Source organism: Mycobacterium sp. pR1184, from assembly GCF_041287235.1.
Lineage (GTDB): Bacteria > Actinomycetota > Actinomycetes > Mycobacteriales > Mycobacteriaceae > Mycobacterium.
The window spans coordinates 1-6007 of sequence record NZ_JBGGKR010000026.1 but is presented as its reverse complement, the minus strand read 5'-3'; the positions used below and the strand labels follow the sequence as shown (position 1 = coordinate 6007).

At 69.8% G+C, this 6007-nt stretch carries 2 protein-coding genes; both read left to right on the top strand.

What is annotated here, in order from left to right; genetic code table 11:
* A partial coding sequence (locus ACAG21_RS28040) for a beta-ketoacyl reductase (protein ID WP_370499505.1) occupies positions 1–868 on the top strand: 868 nt, incomplete at its 5' end.
* 17 nt (positions 869–885) lie between these two features.
* A partial coding sequence (locus ACAG21_RS28035) for a beta-ketoacyl synthase N-terminal-like domain-containing protein (RefSeq protein ID WP_370499504.1) occupies positions 886–6007 on the top strand: 5122 nt, incomplete at its 3' end.

The following is a 6007-nucleotide window of genomic DNA, read 5'->3' as shown; positions in this document are numbered from 1 at the left end:
CCGGCGAGCGCACGGTCTGGCGGGATTGTCGATCGCCTGGGGACTATGGGAGCAGGCCAGCGGCATGACCCAACACCTCGACGAGCGCGACAAGGCCCGGATGAGCCGAATCGGGCTCGCCCCCATGGCAACCGAGCAGGCCCTGCGACTGTTCGACACCGCGATGCTGGCCGAACGCCCGGTGCTGGTCGCCGCGCGCATCGACCCCGGCGCTCTGGCCGACAACGGCGCGACGCTGCCCACGCTGCTCAGTCAGCTCGTCGCCCGCCCCATCCGGCGTGTCATCGACGAGACCGATACCACCGCCGCGTCGATGACCAGCCTCGTCGCCCGCTTGCAAGGCCTGTCCGCCGAACAGCGGCACAGCGAACTGGTCGACCTGGTCAGCCGCAACGCCGCCACCGTGCTGGGCCGTCCCAACGCCGGGGACATCGACGCGGGCAGCGTCTTCCAAGACCTCGGGTTCGACTCGCTGACCGCCGTCGAACTGCGTAACCGGCTCAAAACAGCGACAGGACTTACCCTTTCGCCCACCCTGATCTTCGACTACCCGACGCCGATCGTCCTGGCCGAACACCTCGACACCCGGCTGGTGGTTTCCCGTGCTCCGGACTCCGCCGGGCAGCCCGACCTGATGGCCCGTTTCGCACGTTTCAATGACATCACCCGGGAGCTGCAAACACTGCTGAACGAACCCGATTGGCAGCCGGAAGACAAGCCGCACTTGACCACTCGCATCCAGACTCTGCTGACCACACTCAGCGCCCACCTGGATCCTCACGACCAGCAGGAAGCCGACGACGAGGACATCCACAGTGCCAGCGAAAGCGAACTGTTCGCGATCCTCGACGAAGAACTCGGCTCGTAAGACGCCAAGGAGCGCCCGTGTCGGACACCGACAAGCATCTTGATTACCTGAAGCGGCTGACCGCGGATCTGCGGCGCACCCGGCGCCGGGTGGCCGAACTGGAGGCCAAGCTGTCCGAGCCGGTGGTGGTGGTCGGGATGGCGTGTCGGTATCCGGGTGGGGTGGATTCACCGGACGCATTGTGGGACATGGTGATTGAGGGCCGTGACGCCGTGTCGGACTTTCCTCCGGACCGGGGCTGGGACGTGTCGGGCTTGTACGATCCCGACCCCGATGCCCCCGGCAAGATGTACGTGCGGCAGGGATCATTTCTCGGCGACGCCGGCGATTTCGATGCCGGTTTCTTCGGCGTCGGCCCCAGCGAGGCGCTGGCGATGGATCCACAGCAGCGCTTGATGCTGGAGCTGTCGTGGGAAGCGTTGGAGCGCGCGGGAATCGACCCGCTGGGGCTGCGGGGCTCGGCGACGGGCGTGTTCGCCGGCGTGATCCATGCCGGTTACGGCGGGCAGGTGGAAGGCGAGCTGGAGGGCTACGGGCTCACCGGCTCGACGTTGAGCGTGACCTCGGGCCGCGTGTCGTATGTGCTGGGTCTGGAAGGCCCGGCCGTGTCTGTGGATACGGCGTGCTCGTCGTCGCTGGTGGCGCTGCACCTGGCCGCGCAGTCGTTGCGATCGGGGGAATCCGACCTGGCCCTGGTCGGTGGCGTCACGGTCATGGCCACGCCCGCCGCCTTCGTCGAATTCAGCCGCCAGCGAGCACTGGCCCCCGATGGCCGCTGCAAGGTGTACGCCGGGGCTGCCGACGGCACCGCCTGGTCGGAAGGCGCCGGTGTCCTGGTGGTGGAGCGGTTGGCGGACGCCCGCCGCGCGGGGCACCCGGTGTTGGCGATCGTGCGGGGCACCGCCGTCAATCAGGATGGCGCATCCAACGGGCTGACCGCCCCGAACGGTCCCTCCCAGCAACGCGTCATCCGCACCGCACTGGCCAGCGCGGGCCTGACTGCGGCCGACGTCGACGTGGTCGAGGGCCACGGCACCGGAACCGTGCTGGGCGATCCGATTGAGGCGCAAGCGTTGCTGGCGACCTATGGCCAAGATCGGCCGGCGGACCGTCCGCTGTGGCTGGGGTCGGTCAAATCCAACATCGGCCACACCTCAGCGGCCGCCGGCGTCGCCGGGGTCATCAAGATGATCGAAGCGATCCAGCACGGGGTGCTGCCGCAAAGCCTGCATGTGGATGTGCCTTCGCCGCATGTGGATTGGTCGTCGGGCGCGGTGTCGTTGTTGACCGAGTCGCGGCCCTGGCCGAGCGGCGACGGACCACGCCGGGCCGGCGTGTCGTCGTTCGGGATCAGCGGGACGAACGCGCACGTGATCATCGAGCAGGCGCCGGCTACCGAAATCGAAGACGTTGTCGCCGAGCCGGATCCGCGCGAGACGGCGTGGGTGCTGTCGGCTCGCTCCGAGCAAGCCCTGGCCAATCAGGCCAAGCGGTTGCTCGCCCACGTGTCCGGGGACGCGAAGCTGAGCCCGGTGGACGTGGCGTGGTCCCTGGTGACGACACGCGCGGTGTTCGACCATCGGGCCGTGGTGGTCGGCGCGGACCGGGACCATCTGATTGCCGGGCTGAGCGAGCTGGCTGCCGGTGAGCCGGGTGCCGGCGTCACGGCGGGGCGGGTCCGCTCGGCGGGCAAGACCGTCTTCGTGTTTCCCGGCCAAGGCTCGCAGTGGCTGGGGATGGGCCGTCAGCTCTACGAACGCTTTCCGGAGTTCGCCCGGGCGTTCGACGAGGCGGTCGGCGCACTGGATCCGCATCTGCGGTTGCCCCTGCGGGACGTGATCTGGGGCGAGGACGCCGAGCTGCTGCAGAGTACCGAGTTCGCGCAGTCGGCATTGTTCGCCGTCGAGGTGGCGGTCGCGGCGTTGCTCGCGCATTGGGGCGTGCTGCCCGACGTGGTGACTGGCCATTCCGTCGGCGAGATCACCGCGGCCTACGTTGCGGGCGTGCTGTCGCTCGCGGATGCGGCGAAAGTCGTTGCGGGGCGCGGCCGGTTGATGGCGGCGCTGCCGCCCGGAGGCGCGATGATCGCGGTTGCCGCCGGCGAAGCCGACGTCTCGCCGTTACTGAGCGCGGATGTGAATCTCGCGGCGGTCAATGGTCCTAACGCCGTGGTGCTTTCGGGCCCCGAGGCCCCGGTCACCGCGGTGTCCGACGAACTCGCGGCGCACGGCCGGCGGGTGCATCGACTGGCGGTCTCGCACGCCTTCCACTCCGCGCTGATGGAGCCGATGCTCGAGGAGTTCGCGCAGCTGGTCGCCGGGGTGTCGCCCGCACCGCCCCGAATAGGGTTGGTGTCCAACCTGACCGGAGAATTGGCCGGCCCCGGCTACGGGTCGCCGGAGTACTGGGTCGAGCATGTGCGCCTGCCGGTCCGTTTCGCCGACGGGGTGCGCACTGCCGAGTCGTTGGGCGCCCGGGTTTTCGTGGAGGTCGGTCCGGGTCGCGGTCTCATCGCTGCCGCCGAGCAGTCGTTGACCACCGAGCAGGCGACATCGGTGATCACGGTGGCCAAGGACCGCCCCGAACCCGAGTCGGCACTGGGGGCGCTCGGGCAATTGTTCACGATCGGCGTCCCGGTGGACTGGGCCGCGGCGGTGGGAAACGGGCACCGCGTCGACCTGCCCACGTACGGCTTTGTCCGGCAACGATTCTGGCTGCCCCCCGGGGCGGTGGGATCGGGCAATGTGAGCAGCCTCGGGCTGGCCCGCGCCGCACATCCATTGCTGGGCGCGGTGGTGGAGCGGCCCGACTCCGGCGGCGTGGTGCTGACGGGCTCGTTATCCGTGAGCGGATCGCCCTGGCTTGCCGACCACGTCGTGGACGGTGTGGTGTTGTTCCCCGGCGCCGGGTTCGTGGAGTTGGCGTTGCGGGCCGGTGACGAGGTCGGCTGCGAGGTGGTCGAGGAGCTGACCTTGTTGGCGCCGCTGGTGTTGCCGCTGGGTGGCGCCGCGCGCGTTCAGGTCGTCGTGGACGCCGCGGGCGAGTCGGGTTCGCGGGCCGTGTGGGTGTATTCGCGTGGTGCGGCGACGGATTCGGTCTGGGTGCTGCACGCCCAGGGCGCGTTGAGCGCCGCGGCTCCCGAGCCCGCAGCGGACTTGTCGGTGTGGCCGCCGGTCGGGGCCTCCGTCGTCGAGACCGGCGACGTGTACGAGGTGCTCGCGGCTCGTGGCTACGACTACGGGCCCGCGTTCCGGGGTCTGCGATCCCTGTGGCGGCGCGGCCAAGAGGTCTTTGCCGAAGTGGGCGCCGGCGAGGGTGTGACCATGGGCGGCTTCGGGATTCATCCCGTCGTGCTGGATGCCGCGTTGCACGCCTGGGGGATTGCCGAAGGCGGCGATTCCACCATGCTGCCGTTCTCCTGGCAGGGCGTGTGTTTGCATGCCTCCGGGGCCTCCCGGGTCCGGGTACGCATCGCGCCGGCCGGCGCCGGCGCGGTGTCGGTGGACCTGGCCGACGGAACGGGCCTGCCGGTGTTGTCGGTGCGCGAGCTGGTGGTTCGGCCGATCTCGGTCGGTGCGCTGTCGGCAGCCTTGGCCGCCGCCGCCGGTGGCGGCGGCGGACTGTACGAACTCGCCTGGTCGCCGGTTGCCCTGGAGCCTAATGCTGTTGGTGGACAAGATGTTACGGTGTGGGAGCCGGGTTCGGGTGTGACGGTTGAGTCGGTGTATGCGGCTGCCCATGAGGCGTTGGGTGTGTTGCAGTCGTGGTTGGCCGGTAGCGATGCGGGGTCGTTGGTTGTGCTGACTCGCGGTGCGGTGGGGCTGGCCGGTGCGGATGTGACGGATTTGGCGGGTGCGGCGGTGTGGGGGTTGGTGCGTTCGGCGCAGGCCGAGCAGCCGGGCCGGGTGGTGCTGGTCGACACCGACGGATCGTTGGACGTTGCCGACGTCGTCGCTTGCGGGGAACCGCAATTGGTGGTGCGTTCCGGTGTCGCGCACGCGGCGCGGCTGGGCGCCGTCGGGGCCGGGGCAGTGCTGGAGTTGCCGCCCGGTGGCTGGCGACTGGCAGCCGGTGGTGGCGGCACCCTGGAAGACGTGGTGGTCGCTCCGGCCGGACCGGCGGAGCTGGCCGCGGGGCAGGTGCGGGTGGCGGTGGCCGCGGTCGGGGTGAACTTCCGGGATGTGTTGGTGGCGTTGGGGATGTATCCCGGGGGCGGCGAGCTCGGCGCCGAGGGTGCCGGCGTGATAGTCGAGATTGGTCCGGGAGTTGATGGGCTGGCGGTCGGCGATGCGGTGATGGGCTTGTTGGGGGTGGTCGGGTCCGAGGCCGTGGTGGATGCGCGGCTGGTGACGGCGGTGCCGGCGGGGTGGTCGCTGCCGCACGCCGCCAGCGTGCCGGTGGTGTTCTTGACCGCCCTGTACGGATTGTCGGCGTTGGCCGGTTTGAAGGCCGGGGAGAAGGTGTTGGTGCACGCCGCCACCGGCGGGGTCGGCATGGCGGCGGTGCAGCTGGCCCGGCATTGGGGCGCGGAAGTGTTTGTCACGGCCAGCCGCGGCAAATGGGACACGTTGCGGGCGATGGGTTTTGACGACGACCACATCGGTGACACGCGAACCGTGGATTTCGAGGAGAAGTTCCTGGCCACCACCGGCGGTGCCGGGGTGGATGTGGTGCTCAACTCGCTGGCCGGGGAGTATTTGGACGCTTCGCTGCGCTTGCTGGTCGGCGGCGGGCGGTTCATCGAGATGGGCAAGACCGATCTTCGTGACCCGGCATCGATGCCACCGGGCGTGCGGTATCGCGCCTTCGACCTGATGGAGGCCGGCCCGGACCACATCGCGTCGATGCTGTCCGACCTGATCGGACTGTTCGGCGCCGGAGTGTTGAAGCCGTTGCCGGTCAAGACGTTTGACGTGCGTTGCGCCTCGGCGGCGTATCGGTTCGTCAGCCAGGCCCGCCAGATCGGCAAGGTGGTGCTGACGCTGCCCGACGGTCCGGATGATCCGGTGCTGGCGAGTTCGGGCGGCGGGCTGGCCGGTGGCAGCGTGCTGATCACCGGGGGTACCGGGATGGCCGGCTCGGCGGTGGCCGCGCACCTGGTGGCGCGCTACGGGGTGGCCCATGTCGTGTTGGCCAGCC